The organism is Clostridium sp. AM42-4, assembly GCF_003480105.1.
GTDB lineage: Bacteria > Bacillota > Clostridia > Lachnospirales > Lachnospiraceae > Brotaphodocola.
Genome location: NZ_QUIK01000011.1, coordinates 84,416 through 100,724, shown reverse-complemented (window position 1 = coordinate 100,724; position 16,309 = coordinate 84,416). Strand labels below are relative to the sequence as shown.

The following is a 16,309-nucleotide window of genomic DNA, read 5'->3' as shown; positions in this document are numbered from 1 at the left end:
TACTTTTATCTTAGCATATCCTTAACGGATGCGCAACCGCTATTGAAGGTGCAAAAAAAGCATGATAGAATAGAAATAATCATGAAAAAACAACAGAACCCCTCTTATATAGGAAGGAAAAAACGTATCTATATGAAAGAAAGCAGAACGGAAGAAACAAGAACGGCGGAAGTGAGAATGACGGAAACGAGAGCAGCAGAAACGGGAACGGAAGAAGCGAGAATGACGGAAGCGAGCAAAAGAAGAAGGAATAAAACGGGATCAGCAGAAACTGCAATGCTACCGGCTCTGCAAAAGCACGACCGGACGAAATATAAGCTGGCGGCCTCCATCAAGGAATGTATGAAGACCACGCCGGTCGACCGCATCACTGTAAAGGATATCGTGGAGGGCAGCGGACTCACCCGTCAGACTTTCTACCGCAATTTCAAGGACAAGTATGACCTCATCAACTGGTATTTCGATAAGCTGGTGCTACAGTCGTTTGAGCAGATCGGTATGGGAAATACGGTGGGCGAGAGCCTGACCCAGAAATTTGAGTTCATTTTAAATGAGAAAGCATTTTTTACCGAGGCATTCCGCTCCGATGACTATAACTCGGTTAAGGAGCATGACTTTGAGCTGATCCTGCAGTTTTACAAGGATCTGATCGCTCGAAAGACCAGCCGTCCGCTGGGAGAGGAACTTGAGTTTTTACTGGAGATGTATTGCCGCGGTTCGGTGTACATGACAGAAAAATGGGTGCTTGGCGGCATGAAGGATTCACCGCGCCGGATGTCTGATAAGCTGGTTGAGGCGATGCCGCCGAAGCTGGAAAAAGTCTTTTCAGAACTGGAACTCTTATAAAATGTTACAAATTAAACAAAATAAATTGTGAGGAATCCACAAAAATGAGAAGAAAGTGACAGAAGTGATACTTTGTCACTTTCTTTTTCTCATTATACTTGTTAAAATAATATCAGTTCGTGAGAGGAAAAATGCCAAACGATTTCGTTTTGGCAAAGTGTCACGAAGAAATTCAGCAAAACAAGAAATCAAATGAGCACAGACTCAAGGAGGATTTTATCATGGCAAACAGAATCGTTTTAAATGAAACTTCTTATCATGGCGCAGGCGCTATCAAAGAGATCGCAAATGAGGTAAAGACCAGAGGCTTTGCAAAAGCTTTCGTATGTTCTGATCCGGATCTGATCAAATTTGGCGTAACCAAGAAAGTAACCGACGTATTAGACGAGGCTGGTCTTGCTTATGAGATCTACTCCAACATCAAACCGAACCCAACCATCGAGAACGTGCAGACTGGTGTTGCAGCATTCAAGGCATCTGGCGCTGACTACCTGATCGCAATCGGCGGTGGTTCCTCCATGGATACCGCAAAAGCAATCGGCATCATCATCAACAACCCGGAGTTCGAGGATGTCAGAAGTCTTGAGGGCGTAGCACCGACCAAGAAACCGTGCGTACCGATCATCGCAGTTCCAACCACTGCAGGTACCGCAGCAGAGGTTACCATCAACTACGTAATCACCGATGTTGAGAAAAAACGTAAATTCGTTTGTGTAGATACCCACGATATCCCGGTTGTTGCAGTGATCGACCCGGATATGATGTCCAGCATGCCGAAGGGCCTGACCGCTTCCACTGGTATGGATGCATTAACCCACGCAATCGAGGGTTACATCACCAAGGGTGCATGGGAGATGACCGATATGTTCCACTTAAAAGCAATCGAGATCATTTCCAAATCCCTGCGCGGCGCAGTAGCAAACACCCCAGAGGGCAGAGAAGGCATGGCACTTGGTCAGTATGTAGCAGGTATGGGCTTTTCTAACGTAGGTCTTGGTATTGTTCATTCCATGGCACACTCCCTGGGTGCTGTTTATGATACCCCGCACGGTGTAGCAAACGCAATCCTTCTGCCGACGATCATGGAGTACAACGCTCCGTGCACCGGTGACAAGTACAAATACATCGCAAAGGCAATGGGCGTTGAAGGTGTCGATTCCATGAGCCAGGAAGAGTACCGCAAGGCAGCAGTCGATGCCGTGAAGAAACTGTCCGCAGATGTAGGTATCCCGGCAGACTTAAAGGCAATCGTAAAAGAAGAGGATCTGGACTTCCTGTCCGAGTCCGCATACGCAGATGCATGCCGTCCGGGCAACCCGAGAGACACCTCTGTAGAAGAGATCAAAGAGCTGTATAAGTCTCTGATGTAATAGCAATCTGATACATAAAACACGAAAGGACCGAAAGCTTCCGCCCCGCCGTATGGCTGGGCAGGAACTTTCGGTCCTTATTCATTGTGTTAACAATGCTGTTATATTGTTTCTTCTCCGCTCCGGTGCGCAGCCGGTGTCTGTCCGGTATATTTCTTGAATAGCACATAATAATATTTCACATTGGAGAATCCCACATTCCGCGCGATGCTGTCTATGGATTCCTGACTGTTTCGCAGGAGTGTTTTGCTTTCCTCCAGGCGGCAGGTGTTGATGCAGTCGTTGATGGAGTGACCGTAGGCGCTGCGGAACATGCGCCCCAAGTAGGCGTTGTTTAATTGCAGGCGGTCGGCAATGCTCTGGGCATTCAGTTCCGGATCGTGGTATTCCTGCTCTACGATTTCCTTTACCTTTTGCGCCAGATTGGAGTATTTCTGTGCTTTTTTCTCACTGTAATTTTCGCAGATCACAGCAAAAGCTTTTTCGAAAGTCCGGTCAATCTCGGAAAAATCGGAGATCTGCTCTACATGTTCCGGCAGCAGGCGTTCTTCCTCTGTAAGAAGATCGGAATGCAGGTCTTTTAAGATCCGGCAGATCGTGTCTTCCGTACGGTTCAGGATATACTGGAACGAATCGTAGCGGTAGGTATAAAGCCGGTCCCGGATTTCCTGCCACTTGGCGAGGCTGGATTCCAGCTTGCCGGCTTTTAAGCGTGCAGTCAGTTCTGTAAAATCTTTGGTGGAAACCGAGTTTTCCGCAGTCTTCTTTTCCAATTCAGTTTCCATAACAACGGTTTGTGCCGCATCCAGTACCAGCGCCAGGCGGTGCAGCTCCCGCAGATTGCCAAAGTGAGAGGTCAGTTCCTGAAAATCAGAAAAGAGTGTGCTGACAAATACCCGGCATTCCAGCGTATCCGCAAGCTGTTTTGCGAATGCGTTCTGTGCATCCGGAAAAGCGTAAGAGGCAATGCAGGCATAAATATTGTCGGATTTTGTGATCAGGATTTCCGGGTGCTCCTGCAGGGCGGCACGGTAAATATCACTGCGGTGATGTGCCTGAATGAGCATCAGTCCATAGGGCGGGACAGCTGTCTTGAAAAGGCGGTCTGCATCTGCCGGGCGTTTTTCCAGCAGCATATCATAAAGAATCTGCTCCAGACTGGTGCGCTCGGATTTGGAAACGACATTCTCAAGCTGTTTTTTTAGCGGAAGTGTTTCTTCATTTGCTGTTGCTTTGAGTGCAGAATCTGTTTCTGGCTCACCAGTCAGACAGGAGTCAATCTGCCGGATGGCATCTTTCATTCGGAGCATAGGCAGAAAACTGTAAAACAGAAGTGCCAGAAGCAAAGCACCGAACAGAAAGCTTAAGCCGATGATGATGCGGGTCGTGATCTGGCGGAACCGGTAAAAACGGGGAACCAGCTCCCGGATGGAGGTGATCCGCAGATAAATATGTCCGCTATCCGGTGACTCATAGTAGAGACAGATTTCATTCCGGTTTTTTCCGAGAATGTAGCCGGATGGCGGATTCTCGGTATCTTCATGGATCTGCTTGTAGTAAGGCTGGCTGGAGGCGCAGAGGGCTTCATCTGCGTAGAGCAGAGGGTTACCGGCAAGGTCCAGAACGATAAAGTCGGAGGAAGGATTGGCTAACAGAAGAAAGTTCTGGTACCAGTCATCGTGAATGGTGACAACCAGTGCGTTTGGCTTCGGCGTGCGGTCCGGGTAGAGCTCATAGAAGATAAAGGCATAGTAATTGTGGTCGCTGTGTTCCTCGTCCCCGTCTTCGTGGCAGTAGACTGCATGGAAGCGCTGGTCTACAGAACGGTCAGAGAGGAGATCGCGGATGGGAATTGCATTGACATCCTCCAGCTTGCGGGCAAAGAACGGACCGGTAGAGTAAACCGTATCCGTGTAACCGTTGTAAACGTAGATGGCTTCCGTGAAATCTGCCGCATTCAGGGAACTGTTCAAGTCCTTCATGATGTAAGATTTTTCTGCCTCGGTAAAGCCGTCTTTCCGGAACAGCGTGGAAATCGTATTAGAATAGAAAAGCTGCCGCTCGAAATTTACCATGGAAGAATTCAGGGTTTCCGTCATGGCATTCACGGAAACGGCAAAGTCGCGGTTGGAATCGGAAATGGCATCGTAGGTGATCTGCTCAAAAAAGCGGGTCATGGAAAATAAAAGGGATACTGCGAGTGCCAGAGTAAGAACACCGGCCAGGATATAGCGGAACTGCCGCTTTAAGGTTCCGGTCAGTTTTCTGTCAGAAACAGGAAAAGGGAGGAAACGGTCTGTTGTTTTACCCATAAAAAACTACCTCCAGGTTCAAAAATTGTACATAGTTCAATTTCCGTATATTTTGTACTTTACACATATTACCACAAAATATACAATGAACTCAACAACAAACGACAAAGAAACATACAAAACGCATAAAAGATGTTGAATTGTCGTTAAGATTCAAGTTTAAAAAAGGAACTTTATATTAAGGAGGGTTATGAAATGAGAAAATGGAGAAAAGCAGCAGCAATGTGTATGGCAGCCGTTATGATGTGTTCCATGACAGCGTGCGGATCCGGTAATAAGGAAAGCGCAGGCACAAGTGCAGCACCGGCAGAGACCAAAGCAGAAGCAAAGAGTGAAGGAAGTGAAGCAGTTTCTGGCGAGAGTTCTGCATCTGCCTGGACCCCGGAAGAAAATGTGACCATGATCGTAGCGTATAAAGCAGGTTCCGGTACCGATAATACCGCACGTGTTCTTTCCCAGTATGCAACCAAATATGTAGGAAAGACCATTGTCATCGATAACCAGGAAGGTGGTTCCGGTTCCATTGGCTGGACTGCTCTGGCAAACGCAAAGCCGGATGGTTATACACTGGGGTTTGTAAATCTGCCGACTCTTTGTTCTAATATTGTAGACGGACTTGCTAATTATACAATGGAAGACTACGTTCCGATCTGCAACCATGTAAATGAGACGGCACTGGTTCTGGTGGCAGCAAACAGCCAGTTTAATACGCTGGATGATCTGGTTGCTTATGCAAAAGAGCATCCGGGTGAATTAAAGGCATCCACCAACGGCAACAAGGCATCCAACCACATCGGCGCACAGCTTCTTGCAAACAGTGCAGACTTTGAATACACCGACATCCCTTATGGCGGTACCGCAGACCAGCTGCTGGCATTAAGACAAGGCGAGGTTGATTTCTCTGTAGCAAAAGAGGCAGATATTGCATCCATGACTTCGGAAGTAAAAGTTCTTGGCGTATTCAGCCCGGAGCGTATGGAGTCCATGCCGGATGTTCCGACACTTGGCGAGCTCGGCTATTATGACCAGTGGTATGGCAGTGCCCGTGCCATCGTAGCACCGAAGGGAACTCCGCAGGAGATCATCGACTTCTATGCAGATGCATTCAAGCAGGCTATGGAAGATCCGGAATATGTGGAAGCAGCAGAAAAAGCAGGCGTAACCACCGCTTATATGAATCCGGCCGAAACCCAGAAGCTGCTGGATGACCAGTACACCTTCTGTACGGATGTTACCTCCAAACTCTGGAACGATTAAGCTTGTGCAGCAAGAGTCAGATTGGTTTTGATTTTCCATGAGACAGAAATCAGGCTGTTTCATCTTGCATATGGGGACTGCGAACAATGGGAACAGTCCCCATATGCGCTAAGAATGGATGCATGTCTGTAAAACAGGCACAAAGGAAATCTGAGTATACATTTCGGCGGAAAGGAATGAGAGCATGAAAAAAACAGACATTGGTGTTGTAGGATTTATGTATGCAGTCGCTCTGTTATTTTTATCCATGACCTTAAAGCTTCCGAAACCAGCGCAGGCATATCCACTTTTTATCATTGTGCTTTTGCTGGGACTGACCACACTTTATGTGGTGCAGATGATCATCGGGGCAAAAAAGAAGGGCGTTGAGAGTGGTCTGGAGGATTTTAAAGGATTTCTTCCAAAACAGTTTTTTCCAATTCTGGTCATGATCGTGGTGTATCTGGTTCTGATGTATTTTGTGGGATTTTACATTTCCACGGCACTGTTCATGGTAGTATCCCTGTTATTTCTCAAAGTGAAAAAATGGCAGATCCTGCTGTCGACAGCAGTCATCCTGCTTTTGGTATACTGCGCATTTACCCTGTTCCTTGGCGTGAAGCTGCCGATGGGAATTGTGTTCGCATAGAGAGGAGGTCTGGCATATGTTAGGTACATTAAGCTTAATGGGCGGCGGTTTCATCAGTGCGCTGAATCCCATCAATATTCTGGCGATCATAGCCGGAACCACCATTGGTATCGTCATCGGATGTCTTCCGGGACTTTCTGCAGCCATGGGTGTTGCATTACTGTTACCGATGACCTTCTCCATGGGAGCATCCACCGGTTTGATCATTCTGGGGGCGATCTACTGTGGCGCGATTTTTGGCGGATCTATTTCCGCGATTCTGATCCATACACCGGGTACACCGGCATCTGCAGCGACTGCCATCGAGGGATATCAGATGACGCTGCAGGGCAAAGCAGGAAAGGCACTTGGAACGGCATGTATCGCTTCCTTCTTCGGTGGACTGCTTTCCTGCATCTCCCTTTATTTTTTTGCGCCAATTTTGGCCCAGTTAGCTATGAAATTCGGTTCACCTGAATATTTCTGGCTCTCCATTTTCGGTCTGACCATCATTGCAGGCGTCTCCTCCAAGTCTATGGTCAAGGGTCTGATCTCCGGTGCACTGGGGCTGCTTCTTTCCACCATCGGCATGGATCCGATGGAGGGTGTGCAGCGTTTCATGTTCGGCCAGTCTTCCTTATATGAAGGTATCAATGTGACCTGTGCCCTCATTGGTCTCTTCTCCATGAGCCAGGCTCTTATTCTGGCAGAAAAAGAAATACGTGCGCGTGGAACCGCAAAGAAATTCAAAGACCGGATGTTATTAAATAAAGAAGAAATAAAACAGATTGCACCTACCGTGGGACGTTCCTGGATCATTGGAAACCTGATCGGAATCCTGCCGGGCGCCGGAGCTTCCATTGCCTGCTTTTTAGGCTACAACACATCCCGCCAGTTCTCCAAACACAAAGAAGAATTTGGACACGGCAGCATTGAAGGTGTAGCGGGTTCTGAGGCAGCGAACAATGCCGTAACCGGCGGCTCCCTGATCCCGATGCTGACCCTTGGTATTCCGGGGGAGAGCGTTACGGCAGTGCTGATGGGCGGCCTGATCATTCAGGGGCTGACTCCCGGACCGGATCTGTTTGTGGGTGAGACCGCAAAGATGACCTACACCTTCTTTGCCGGCTTTGTACTGACCCAGTTTGCAATGCTCGGCATCGGCCTGTTAGGCTGCCGGATTTTTGCACAGATTTCCAGACTGTCCGACGCGATTCTGATTCCGGCAGTATCCGTACTCTGTGTGGTTGGTTCCTATGCGATCCACAAAAACTTCCTGGACGTTGTCATCATGATGATCTTCGGCGTATTAGGATACCTGCTCCGCAAGTTTGACTTAAACAATGCGGCAGTTGTACTCGCTCTGATTCTTGGACCGATCGGTGAAAAAGGTCTGCGTCGTTCTCTGGCACTGTCCAAAGGCAGTCCAGCCATCCTGTTCTCCACTCCGGTATGTTGGGTGCTGATTGTCCTTTGCATCTTCGGTATTCTGTCCCCGATCTTCATGAACCGGGTGGAAAAAATGTCCATGGAAAAGGCGGAAGAACAATGACAGGCCTCTGGCGAAGTCTGATGGATGCAGCATCAGGCTGGAATACTCTGGCAATTTTTCTGCGGCTGGTGCTGGCGATGCTGAGCGGCATGGCCGTCGGTATCGACCGCGGACTCAAACGGCGCGGCGCAGGCGTCAAGACCCATGTGCTGGTCTGCCTGGGCTCTGCCCTGGTCATGATGACCAGTGAATACATGGTGTATGCATTCCCGGGGGAAAAACTGGACCTGGCGAGACTTGGAGCCCAGGTCATAAGCGGTATCGGTTTTCTGGGAGTTGGAACCATTTTGGTGACAGGAAAAAACCAGATACGGGGTCTCACCACCGCAGCGGGACTGTGGACCAGCGCCTGTGTGGGACTGGCCATCGGCATCGGCTTTGCGGAGGGGGCCATCTTCACCCTGATCTTCATGATGCTCACATTAAAGGTGCTGACCCGGGTCGATGTCCTGCTCCACCGCTATGCCAAAGTCTTTGACCTCTATATCGAGTTTGATTCCAGCAAAAATGTCAGCCAGTTCCTGCAGCGCATGCAGGAACTGGAAGTCAAGGTCAACACGCTGGAACTGACAAAAGGAAAAGGCCCGGATAAAGTGCCAAGCGTTGTCATCAGCATAGAAATGCAGAAAAAAAGAATGCGGGTGAATTTGCTGGATGAGATCCGGACGTTGGAATTTGTGAGGTATGTGGAGGAGTTGTGAGGGTTGGGGGGAGAGATATTGCTCCCTGAAATTGGTGAAAATGAGAAAATGGCTGTCCCGGCTTGCGCAAGTGCGTGCGGGATAGCTGTTTTTATTTGTTATCGGTTCATTCGATTTCTGCGCTTTCGGCAAGCGGCAGATGAAAATATGGATGCGATTTATGTCAATTATGGTCGAGAAGAATTTCTTGCATTTTCCTGAACATGACCAGTAAAAATGGCACTCCGGAATTGATTAGTTTGTTACAATATATGAAAGACACAAGAAGCGATAATCCCAATATTTTGTGTTGGGATAACCGCCTTACCCAGATTGATGAAGTTGTAAAAGAGGTAAAGCAGTCAGAAGAATGGGAGGCTGTGCAGATGAGCATTTTATTGATAGGCATGGAGCGGGGACAGAAAATAGGAGAGGCTTTAGGAGAAGCCCGGGGAGAAGCTTATGTGTTGACGGATTTGATAATCAAAAAAATGAAAAGAGGTCTTGCACCGGAGCAGATTGCAGATATGTTGGAAATTAATCTTGCCATAGTGAAAGAAATATGCAACGTAGCCAAAGACTATGCACCGGATTATGATGTGAAAAAAATCAGTGAAGTTTATCAGAAGGAATCATTATGTCCAACCGCAAAATAAGTAACAATGAAATAAGACATGAAAAAGATGCCGCAGAATGGAGTTATCGGTATCTGTCAGCTGTTTAAAATAGCAGAGCATTCATTCGATTTCAATACTTTCTGCAAGCTGCTCCAACTCTTCCAAAGAGAATCCTTCATCGGTTGCAAACGATTCAAATGGGGTAGCCTCATCGAGAAATCTGCTCGGTACATGCAGATTTGCGCATAATGTTGATTACAGGAAATGCAACCCTTTGCATAATCGATGGAGCAGATGCAGCTGTTCATGGACTTGCAGGTGGAAATTTTGTGAGCTTTATCTGTCATCTGAATCTGGTAGGATGGGCAAGGCTGGTGATGTTGGTATTAAAAGAACTGGCAATTCGACTAGGCTCGGTGGCGGACCAGATCATAGAACGATTCTGGGATGAAATGGCAAATCATCTGACTCCGGTAGAGCGGGAGCGGATTCATGCATTTTATCAGCGTATGCAGGAATACGACCAGTATCTGGATTTACTGCTTGCCGAGTATGTGAAACAGGTAGAGAAAGAATACCGGGAATTATATCAGGAAATCCAGGAGACGTTCCGGGACGATACTTTTGTCGGTGAGCGGGCGGAGCATTCTGTGAGGCTGGCAGAGGCTGCGGGAGTAAAAAAAGAAAAGATTGTGCGAAGCCTGGATGACTTGGATGACCTGTTTTTGTAGCAGCGATGAGCATACAAGGGTATATATGAAAGATTGTATGCTAGTAGAAAATATAAGTGAAAATAAAAAGGAGTGCTACGAAAGGGTGTTGAAAATCCCACTCCGATGTGATATGATTTTTTCATTAGCGGACATTTCCAGATGCCGCAGCCAATACAAATGCAATGGTGCATCCTCTTAAGGAGGCAATGCACCATTTTTTGGTTGCAGCAATAGAACTCTCGTTACTGTTCACAGATAGGGATTTTCTGAACTGAAAATCCCGTATGATGCAGTTTTGGCAGCAGATTTTGCCGATTTGGAATGCGAAGCATCGGCAAAATCATGTTGTTGGGCACGCATGCGTGAACAGCAGCGAAAATTTGGTTCGCATCAAGGAGGATATTATGAAAAAGAAGCTCAGTCTTATGCTGGCGGCTGCACTGACGGCTGGCCTGGCGCTGACCGGCTGCGGCGGCAGCAAAACTTCCGATACAATAGAGAATACAGCGAGCGCAGAGAGTGAAACTGCTGCTGAGGTGAAGGGCGTGGACGTGGATACGACCGGTTACCTGGTAGCTGCATTGAATGCGGATATCCAGACGGCAGATGTCCAGAAGACCTCTAAGGATTACGAGGTTCCGTTCAATATTTTCGATCGTCTGGTTGATGTTGAGGTCGACGCGGACGGCAATTCCAAGATCGTTCCGAGTCTGGCTGAGAATTGGGATATTTCTGACGATGGCCTGGAGTACACGTTCCATTTAAGACAGGGCGTGAAGTTCCACAATGGCAATGATTTTACCGCGGAGGATGTGGCTTACACCTTCCACCGCATGCTGACCGTTGAGGGTGGCGTGAATACCGAGTTTATCGACCAGATCAAGGGTGCGAATGAGCTCTTGGCTGGCGAGACCGATACACTGGAGGGTGTTGAGGTGGTGGACGATTACACCATCAAAGTGACTTTAAAGGAGCCGTTTGCCGGTTTCCTGGCAAGCATTTCTTCCCCGGGTGTTTCCATTTATGACAGCGAGGCCACCGAAGCAGCAGGTGATCAGTTTGGTATGGATCCGGCAGTGACCGTTGGTACCGGTCCGTTTGAGTTTTCTTCCTGGAGCTTTAACAACCAGCTGGTTCTGACCCGCAACGAGGATTACTGGAAGGGTGCTTCCAAGCTTCCGGGTGTTGTCATCAAGATCATTCCGGATACCGAGACCCAGTCCATGATGTTTGAGAGCGGCGAGCTTGACATTCTCGACCTGGACTATGCGGCAGATTCTGTTGACCGCTTTACCGAGACGTATCCGGACCAGATCGTGCAGGGACCGCGTGTTGGTATCGTGTACTTTACCATGAACTTTAATAAGGAGCCGTTCCAGGATGTCAGAGTCCGCAAGGCGGTTCAGATGTCCATCGACCGCCAGGCAATCCTGGATGCGCTTTACGGCGGCAGAGGACAGGTGGAGCAGGGAATCTTCCCGCACGGCCTCATCGGCTTTAACCCGGATCAGGAAGAGATCAAGTACGATCCGGAGGCTGCAAAGGCGCTGCTTGCCGAGGCTGGCTATGCCGATGGCTTCGACATGGAGATTGCAGCAGACAGCTCTGCTTCTGACACCATGACCATGGCGCTGGAGATTGTCAGCGACCAGCTTGCTGAGGTTGGCATCCGCGCAGAGATCAAGAATTACGATGAATCTACCTGGTTAGAGACCAGAAAATCCGGTGAGCTTGGTTCCTTCATGTCTACCTGGTCTGCCGATTACAACGACCCGGACAACTTCATTTATACCTTCTTCGGAAATGAAGAGAAGACGAAGATCCGTTCTATCAACTACCCGGATACGGAAGTGATGAACCGTGTAGCGAAGGCGCGTACCATTGTGAACGAAGACGAGCGTCTGGCTGAGTACAAGGCACTGGAAGAGAAGATCGTCCACGAGGATGCGGCATGGGTGCCGATGTTCTCCAGACTGCATCTGTTCGCAGTCAGCAAGCGGGTTGAGGGCTTTGCACCGTTATGGAGCGGTCTGAGTGACCAGCTTTTCTACAACGTATCAATCAACGAGTAGGATCGTGACCGGAGGGAGTTTCCGAAAGGGACTCCCTCTTTTGCCATGTAGAAACGCAGAGGAAGGAAACATTCATGGCCGGTCTGCATGTCAACGGGCATGCCAGATTGTGTGTCTGCATAGAAGGAGGAGAAGGTTTTGTTTAAGAAGATACTGAAGCGGATTCTGATTTCTATTCCGGTTCTGGTGGGCGTGGTGCTTCTGATTTTCATCATGCTGCGCATTGTCCCGGGCGACCCGGTTACCACCATGATGGGCGAGCATGTGAATCCGGCGGTGATCGAGAAGATCAGCAAAGAGATGGGGCTGGATAAGCCTTTGTATGTTCAGTTTTTCCAGTATATTGCCCACGCGCTGCGGGGCGATTTCGGCACGTCCTACCGGCTGAACCGGAATGTGACGAAGATTATTTTAGAGGCATTTCCGAACACGGTAAAGCTGTCGCTTCTGGCGGCGGTAGTTGCCTGGGTGATCGGCATTGTGGCAGGTATCATTGCGGCGGTGCGCCAGAATAAGCTGCTGGACCGCCTGTTTATGGGTGGTGCCCTGATCGGTGTTTCCATGCCGGTCTTTATGACGGCGCTGGTACTCCAGTATTTATTTGCGTTTAAGTTCAAGTGGTTCCCGGTTTCCGGTTTTGATTCCTTCCGCGCCATGATTCTTCCGGCGATCGTGCTGGGGTGGAACTCTGCGGGAAGCATTGCCCGCATGACCCGCTCTAACTTGGTTGAGATCATGCAGAATGACTTTATCCGCACAGCGCGGGCTAAGGGTCTGTTGGAGTCTGGTGTCATTGTAAAGCATGCGCTGAAAAATGCCATGCTCCCAGTTGTGACGATGATGGCGCTGCAGGTGTCCAGCATGCTGTCCGGCGCTGTTTTAACGGAGAGTGTGTTCGGTGTTCCGGGCATTGGTCGTCTGGCAGTCAATGCCATTGAGACCAGAGATATGCCGCTTTTGCAGGGCACCGTTATTTTTACTACGATCCTGATCATTGCAGGAAACCTGGTGGCAGACCTGCTTTATAATGTACTGGATCCGAGAATCAGGGAGGGCGCGTAAATGACAGAAGAGAAGAAAACACAGGAACTGTCAGAAAACGGGCAGAACAACATGGAAAACACATGTGTATCCAAAAGTGGAGCAGATATGGCAAATGCACAGGAAAAAGAGAAGACCGTAGAAACCGTGCAGCAGGATGGCACAAATGCAAAAAACATGCAGACAGATTTCAGCGCTCAGATTGGCGAGGCAGACACCTGGCTGGACAAGGCGAAGATTCTGGTACGTCAGAATAAGCTGGCAGCATTTTCTGCACTCTTGATCATCCTTATGATCCTGATCGCAATCTTTGCCCCGGTGGTGGCGCCTTACGATCATTTACAGCAGAGCCTGGCAGACCGCCTGCAGCATCCGAGCGCAGCGCACTGGCTGGGAACCGATGAGCTGGGGCGCGATGTCTTAAGCCGCATTATTTTCGGTGCCCGTATTTCCTTAACGATTGGTCTGGTGCCGACGCTCATTTCCATGGCAATCGGCACCGTGCTTGGCATGTATGCCGGTTTCTATGGCGGAAAGGTCGATTTCATCATCATGCGTCTGGCGGATGTGATGCTGGCATTCCCGTCCCTGCTTCTGGCTATGGTGGTCATGTATACCATGGGTGGTGGTCTGATCAACATCTTCATTGCATTAAGCCTGGTAAACTGGGCGGGAACGGCCCGCATTGTCCGCTCCCAGACCCTTTCTTTAAAGGAAAAGGAGTATGTGGAGGCGGCACGCAGCATTGGCGTGAAAAAATGGGTCATCATGTTCCGGCACATCCTGCCGAACTGCATTCCTTCCCTGATCGTGCTGTTTACGTTAAATATTCCGTCTGCAATTTTGTCCGAGGCATCATTAAGCTTCCTGGGTGTCGGTGCACAGCCGCCGAGTGCCAGCTGGGGACTGATGGTTGTGCGCGGAAAGAAATATCTGTTTTCCGAGCCGTGGCTTTCCATTGCGCCGAGTGTTGCGATCATGATCGTAGTGATGGCATTTAACTTCCTGGGCGATGGTCTGCGCGATGTGCTGGACCCGTATCTGAAGGAGCAGTAATGCCGGAACTGCATGGAAAAAGACAGCAGTGGTGATTGGCTGTGCCTGACGGGCAGGAGCAGTTGCCAGCAGAGAAGGAGCATTTTTGCCTGACAGGGGCAGGAATGAAAAGGAGAAGAACATGAACGATTCAATCGTATTAGATATCCGTGATCTGAAATCCCACTTCTTTACCGCGAAGGGGGAGGTGCCGGCAGTGGATGGCGTCAGCATTGAGGTACCGGCTGGAAAGATCATTGGCATTGTAGGAGAGAGCGGATGCGGAAAGAGTATGACCGCCATGTCTGTTATGGGACTTTTGCGTTACCCGGGCAAGGTGGTAGGCGGAAGCATTACCCTGGAGGGACGCGACATTACCCACCTTTCCCCGCGGGAACTGGCGAAGGTGCGCGGAAATGAGATCTCGATGATCTTCCAGGAGCCGATGACCTCGTTAAACCCGGTCTATCCGGTGGGAAAGCAGGTGCAGGAGGCCATTCTTTTGCATCAGAAAGTTTCAAAAGAAGAAGCAAAGCAGCGCGTTATTGACATTTTCCGTGCAGTCGGAATCCCGGAGCCGGAGAAGCGCTATAAGAGTTATCCGCATCAGCTTTCCGGCGGTCTGCGCCAGAGAGTTATGATCGGTATGGCTATGGTGTGCCGCCCGAAGGTGATGATCGCCGACGAGCCGACCACGGCGCTGGACGTGACCATTGAAGCACAGATCTTGCAGTTGATGAAGAAACTCTGTGAGGACCAGGGAACCTCGATCATCCTCATCACCCACAACATGGGTGTGGTGGCGGAAATCTGCGACTATGTGTATGTCATGTATGCGGGCAAGGTCATGGAGCAGGCAGAGACCTTTGAGCTGTTTGACCATACCGCGCACCCCTATACGCAGGGACTTTTAAAGTCCATTCCGAAGCTGGATGGACAGGAAAAACGGCTTTACACGATCGAGGGCGTGGTGCCGAACCTCTTACATCTGCCGAAGGGCTGCCGCTTCTGTACCCGCTGCGAATATGCGGTGGAGCGGTGCAGAAATGAAGAACCGCAGATGTATGAGAGTGCCGAAGGGCATAAGGTGCGGTGCTTTCGGAGCGAAAATGCCGGAGCAGAGGAGGTGAGCGTGAATGGAGACAACTGAAAACACAACATGGCTGGCAGATCAGCCATGTCTGGATGGGCTGGCAGAAAACCAGCAGACAGAAAACAGCACGAGTGAACGCAAGCTTCTGCTTCGCACCAATCATCTGGTAAAGGAATTCCCTATTGGCGGCACAAAGAAGGATCCGCTGGTGGTGCATGCAGTGTCTGATGTCAACCTGGAAATTTACGAAGGTGAGACGCTGGCGCTGGTCGGAGAATCTGGCTGCGGAAAGAGTACGTTAGGGCGCTTGCTGATCCGCCTTCTGGAGGCAACCTCCGGTAAGGTGGAGTTTGAGGGGCAGGATATCACTGCCATGAAGGAGTCGGAGTTTGCGAAGATCCGCAGACAGCTGCAGATCATCTTCCAGGATCCGTACGCTTCCTTAAATCCGCGTATGAGCGTGGCGAAGATCATTGCAGAGCCGCTGACAACTTATGGAATGAAAGATAAAAAGCAGTTGGAAACACGGGTGAAGGAGCTCATGAAAGAGGTCGGGATCCCGGAAGAATTTTATAACCGGTATCCGCACCAGTTCTCCGGCGGACAGCGCCAGCGAATTGGCATTGCCCGTGCCATCGCACTGAATCCGAAACTGATCGTCTGCGATGAGCCGGTATCCGCGCTGGACGTTTCCATCCAGTCCCAGGTGTTAAACCTGTTAAAGGATCTGCAGGAAGAATATAAGCTGACGTATCTGTTTATTTCCCACGATCTGAGCGTGGTGAAATTTATCGCAGACCGTGTGTGTGTCATGTTTTTGGGAAGTATCTGTGAGATCGGGGATACGGAGTCGCTGTATGCGCATCCGCTGCACCCGTACACCCGCTTTCTTATGAACGCGATCCCGAAGGCAGACCCGCATCTTCGGACCAAAGAAAAGGAGCTGCTGGTCGGCGAGATCCCGTCTCCGGTGAATCCACCGTCTGGCTGTAAATTCCACACGAGGTGCCCGTATGCACAGAAAATTTGTGGAAAAGAGCAGCCGCCATGTAAGAGTTTTGGGGATAGAACGGTGTTCTGTCATTTCCCGCTTGAGAGCGCGGAGCAATAGAAA

The 16,309-nt window shown here is 49.5% G+C and carries 15 protein-coding genes; 14 read left to right on the top strand and 1 reads right to left on the bottom strand.

The genetic code is table 11. The annotated features are described in order from the left end of the window. The first annotated feature begins 132 nt into the window (after window positions 1-132). Window positions 133-846, top strand: coding sequence for a TetR/AcrR family transcriptional regulator C-terminal domain-containing protein (locus tag DW922_RS10420; protein WP_347560298.1), 714 nt, complete (start codon window positions 133-135; stop codon window positions 844-846). A gap of 221 nt (window positions 847-1,067) precedes the next feature. Continuing rightward, on the top strand, window positions 1,068-2,216 hold the full coding sequence (gene fucO, locus DW922_RS10415) for a lactaldehyde reductase (RefSeq protein ID WP_118541656.1): 1,149 nt from the start codon (window positions 1,068-1,070) through the stop codon (window positions 2,214-2,216). 101 nt (window positions 2,217-2,317) lie between these two features. On the opposite strand, the gene DW922_RS10410 is transcribed toward fucO, so the two are convergent. Beyond that, complete coding sequence (locus DW922_RS10410) at window positions 2,318-4,528, bottom strand: helix-turn-helix transcriptional regulator (RefSeq protein WP_118706687.1); 2,211 nt, start codon at window positions 4,526-4,528, stop codon at window positions 2,318-2,320. 195 nt (window positions 4,529-4,723) lie between these two features. On the opposite strand from DW922_RS10410, the gene DW922_RS10405 reads away from it, so the two are divergent. The 12 genes from DW922_RS10405 (at window position 4,724) to DW922_RS10345 (ending at window position 16,306) form a co-directional block, all read left to right on the top strand. Further along, a complete protein-coding gene (locus tag DW922_RS10405; RefSeq protein ID WP_118718167.1) occupies window positions 4,724-5,785 on the top strand; it encodes a tripartite tricarboxylate transporter substrate binding protein in 1,062 nt (353 codons plus the stop codon). 184 nt (window positions 5,786-5,969) lie between these two features. Further along, window positions 5,970-6,413 carry a tripartite tricarboxylate transporter TctB family protein gene (locus DW922_RS10400; protein ID WP_118541662.1) on the top strand — a complete coding sequence of 148 codons (444 nt, stop codon included), beginning with the start codon at window positions 5,970-5,972 and terminating at the stop codon, window positions 6,411-6,413. 16 nt (window positions 6,414-6,429) lie between these two features. Further along, window positions 6,430-7,944: a tripartite tricarboxylate transporter permease gene (locus tag DW922_RS10395; protein WP_118726491.1), complete on the top strand. Its 1,515-nt coding sequence runs from the start codon at window positions 6,430-6,432 to the stop codon at window positions 7,942-7,944. Then, window positions 7,941-8,645 (top strand): MgtC/SapB family protein, encoded by a 705-nt coding sequence (locus tag DW922_RS10390; protein ID WP_118726490.1) that lies wholly within the window; start codon window positions 7,941-7,943, stop codon window positions 8,643-8,645. The genes DW922_RS10395 and DW922_RS10390 overlap by 4 nt, the downstream gene beginning before the upstream one ends. Before the next feature lie 3 nt (window positions 8,646-8,648). Beyond that, complete coding sequence (locus DW922_RS10385) at window positions 8,649-8,846, top strand: hypothetical protein (protein WP_118718166.1); 198 nt, start codon at window positions 8,649-8,651, stop codon at window positions 8,844-8,846. Window positions 8,847-8,848: 2 nt separating this feature from the next. Continuing rightward, window positions 8,849-9,280 (top strand): hypothetical protein, encoded by a 432-nt coding sequence (locus tag DW922_RS17665; protein ID WP_182436747.1) that lies wholly within the window; start codon window positions 8,849-8,851, stop codon window positions 9,278-9,280. 290 nt (window positions 9,281-9,570) lie between these two features. Then, the gene (locus DW922_RS10370; RefSeq protein ID WP_147353374.1) at window positions 9,571-9,972 is read left to right on the top strand and encodes a hypothetical protein; all 402 of its coding nucleotides are present in this window, start codon (window positions 9,571-9,573) and stop codon (window positions 9,970-9,972) included. A 386-nt stretch (window positions 9,973-10,358) separates the two neighbouring features. Next, window positions 10,359-12,026 (top strand): ABC transporter substrate-binding protein, encoded by a 1,668-nt coding sequence (locus DW922_RS10365; protein WP_118726489.1) that lies wholly within the window; start codon window positions 10,359-10,361, stop codon window positions 12,024-12,026. A gap of 138 nt (window positions 12,027-12,164) precedes the next feature. Continuing rightward, complete coding sequence (locus DW922_RS10360; RefSeq protein ID WP_118726488.1) at window positions 12,165-13,088, top strand: ABC transporter permease; 924 nt, start codon at window positions 12,165-12,167, stop codon at window positions 13,086-13,088. Then, a complete protein-coding gene (locus tag DW922_RS10355) occupies window positions 13,089-14,123 on the top strand; it encodes an ABC transporter permease (RefSeq protein WP_347560297.1) in 1,035 nt (344 codons plus the stop codon). It abuts the gene before it with no gap. Window positions 14,124-14,244: 121 nt separating this feature from the next. After that, on the top strand, window positions 14,245-15,252 hold the full coding sequence (locus DW922_RS10350; protein WP_118718162.1) for an ABC transporter ATP-binding protein: 1,008 nt from the start codon (window positions 14,245-14,247) through the stop codon (window positions 15,250-15,252). Continuing rightward, window positions 15,239-16,306, top strand: a complete 1,068-nt coding sequence (locus DW922_RS10345) for an oligopeptide/dipeptide ABC transporter ATP-binding protein (protein WP_118726487.1) — start codon at window positions 15,239-15,241, stop codon at window positions 16,304-16,306. Before DW922_RS10350 ends, DW922_RS10345 begins: the two co-directional genes overlap by 14 nt. The last annotated feature ends 3 nt before the right edge of the window (window positions 16,307-16,309 follow it).

Excerpts from the sequence above, each read along its gene's own strand:
- DW922_RS10420 (WP_347560298.1), top strand. The coding sequence starts at position 133 with ATGAAAGAAAGCAGAACGGAAGAAACAAGAACGGCGGAAGTGAGAATG.
- fucO (WP_118541656.1), top strand. The coding sequence starts at position 1,068 with ATGGCAAACAGAATCGTTTTAAATGAAACTTCTTATCATGGCGCAGGC.
- DW922_RS10410 (WP_118706687.1), bottom strand. The coding sequence starts at position 4,528 with ATGGGTAAAACAACAGACCGTTTCCTCCCTTTTCCTGTTTCTGACAGA.
- DW922_RS10405 (WP_118718167.1), top strand. The coding sequence starts at position 4,724 with ATGAGAAAATGGAGAAAAGCAGCAGCAATGTGTATGGCAGCCGTTATG.
- DW922_RS10400 (WP_118541662.1), top strand. The coding sequence starts at position 5,970 with ATGAAAAAAACAGACATTGGTGTTGTAGGATTTATGTATGCAGTCGCT.
- DW922_RS10395 (WP_118726491.1), top strand. The coding sequence starts at position 6,430 with ATGTTAGGTACATTAAGCTTAATGGGCGGCGGTTTCATCAGTGCGCTG.
- DW922_RS10390 (WP_118726490.1), top strand. The coding sequence starts at position 7,941 with ATGACAGGCCTCTGGCGAAGTCTGATGGATGCAGCATCAGGCTGGAAT.
- DW922_RS17665 (WP_182436747.1), top strand. The coding sequence starts at position 8,849 with ATGACCAGTAAAAATGGCACTCCGGAATTGATTAGTTTGTTACAATAT.
- DW922_RS10365 (WP_118726489.1), top strand. The coding sequence starts at position 10,359 with ATGAAAAAGAAGCTCAGTCTTATGCTGGCGGCTGCACTGACGGCTGGC.
- DW922_RS10355 (WP_347560297.1), top strand. The coding sequence starts at position 13,089 with ATGACAGAAGAGAAGAAAACACAGGAACTGTCAGAAAACGGGCAGAAC.
- DW922_RS10350 (WP_118718162.1), top strand. The coding sequence starts at position 14,245 with ATGAACGATTCAATCGTATTAGATATCCGTGATCTGAAATCCCACTTC.
- DW922_RS10345 (WP_118726487.1), top strand. The coding sequence starts at position 15,239 with ATGGAGACAACTGAAAACACAACATGGCTGGCAGATCAGCCATGTCTG.